Source organism: Isoptericola sp. NPDC057391, from assembly GCF_042668085.1.
Taxonomy (GTDB): domain Bacteria; phylum Actinomycetota; class Actinomycetes; order Actinomycetales; family Cellulomonadaceae; genus Isoptericola.
Genome location: NZ_JBHVBO010000020.1, coordinates 14,289 through 16,486 on the forward strand (window position 1 = coordinate 14,289; position 2,198 = coordinate 16,486).

Genomic DNA, 2,198 nt, shown 5'->3' on the forward strand with positions numbered 1-2,198 from the left:
CGGTGACCTCGGTGACCTCGGTGACCTCGGTGACCTCGGTGACCTCGGTGACCTCGGTGACCTCGGTGACCTCGGTGACCTCGGTGACCTCGGTGACCTCGGTGAGGTGTCCGGGCTGGACGGTGCGGTGGACGAGCTGACCGCGACGGTGGCGGACACCGCGGGCACGGTCGACGGCGTGCTGGGCACGCAGTCGTTGCTGCGGTCCACGGTGGACGGCCTGCTCGGGCCTGACGGCGTGCTGGACGACGTCGTCGGTCCGGACGAGGCACAGGACGGCGTCACGGACGGTCTCGTGGAGGCCGTGGTGGACGACGTCGACTCGACGGTGGACTCGGTGACGGCCGGCGACCTGCCGGGTGTCGTGGACGACCTGACCGCGGAGGACGGGCTGGTCGACGACGTGCTGGAGGACCAGGGTCTCGACCCGGTCCTGAACGACGTCGTGGGCTCCACGGGTGCCGTGGACGACCTGCTCGGCACGGGCTCGACGGTCGAGGACACGGTCGGCGGGATCATCGGTGAGGAGGGCGTGCTGGACGACGTCGTCGGTCCGGACGAGGCACAGGACGGCGTCACGGACGGTCTCGTGGAGGCCGTGGTGGACGACGTCGACTCGACGCTCGACTCGATGACGGCCGGCGACCTGCCGGGCGTCGTCGACGACGTCGCTGCCGAGGACGGCGTGCTCGACGACGTGCTGGAGGACGGCGGCGTCGACACGGCCGCGGACGACCTCGTCGGTCAGGTCTCCGACCTGGCGGGCACGGTCGACGACACCGTCGGGACGGGGTCGCTGGTGCAGGACGTCGTCGACGGCGTCGCTGGTGAGGACGGTGTCGTGGACGACGTCGTCGGCGCCGACGAGCCCGAGGGCGGCGTCACGGACGGGGCCGTCGAGCACGTGCTCGACGACGTCGAGCAGGTCGTGGGCAACCTCACCGAGGGCGACCTCGGCGCGGTGACCGACGACCTCACGGCCGAGGACGGTCTGGTGGACGACGTGCTGGAGGACCAGGGTCTCGACCCGGTGCTCGGTGACGTCGTGGACTCCACCGGCACGGTGGACGACCTGCTGGGCACCGGCTCGGCGGTCGAGGACACCGTGGACGGCCTCCTCGGGGACGACGGCGTGGTCGACGACGTCGTCGGAGCCGACGAGCCGCAGGACGGCGTCACGGACGGTCTCGTGGAGGCCGTGGTGGACGACATCGACTCGACGGTGGACTCGGTGACGGCCGGCGACCTGCCGGGCGTGGTCGACGACCTGACCGCCGAGGACGGGCTGGTCGACGACGTGCTGGAGGACCAGGGTCTCGACCCGGTGCTGAACGACGTCGTGGACGCCACCGGTGCGGTGGACGACGCTCTGGGCACGGGTGACCTCGTCGAGGGCACCGTCGACGGGATCGCCGGCGAGGACGGTGTCGTGGACGACATCATCGGTGCCGACGAGCCGCAGGACGGCGTCACCGACGAGCTCGTCGAGCACGTGGTCGAGGACGTCAACGACACGGCGAACGACCTGCTGGAGGGTGACCTCGGCGCCGTGACCGACGACCTCCTCGCCGAGGACGGGCTGGTCGACGACGTCCTCGAGGACGGCACCACCGCCACCGACCCCGGTGACGGCACGGATCCGGGTGACGGCACGGATCCGGGTGACGGCACGGATCCGGGTGACGGCACGGATCCGGGTGACGGCACGGACCCCGGTGACGGCACGGACCCCGGTGACGGTGGCTCCGACGGCCCTGGTGACGAGGGGGCCGGCGACGGCACGGGCTCCGACGACGGTTCGACCACCCCGGTGGGCGGGCCCGTCACGGGGGTCCCGGGCTCGGACGGCTCGGGGCTGCTGACCGGGACCGGGTCGGACGGCGCCACGGCGGCGGCCGGCACTGACGGTGCCGCCGGTGCCGACGGAGCGGCGGGCCTGGACGCGCTGCAGTCGCTGCCGACGACGGGCGGTGACCTGCGGCTGCTGGGCCCGGCGCTGCTGCTGATGCTCCTGGGCGGCGCGCTGCTGCTGCGCCGCCGGAAGGAGGTGCTCGCGGTCGCGACCCGCTGACCCCACCGGAGCCGGCACCGGCTCCGGACGGGGCGGCGCTGTCACGGGGGATCACTGGGGAGTGTCCCGTGGCAGCTCCGCCCCGGCTGGGGTCGGCGTGGGCGCAGCACGGCGCAGGGGGCCGGGC

1 pseudogene is annotated in these 2,198 nt (G+C 73.5%); it reads left to right on the forward strand.

What is annotated here, in order from left to right:
* Positions 1–2,071, forward strand: a pseudogene (locus ACFUVW_RS04960) (hypothetical protein); the annotation flags it as partial.
* Positions 2,072–2,198 lie beyond the last annotated feature (127 nt).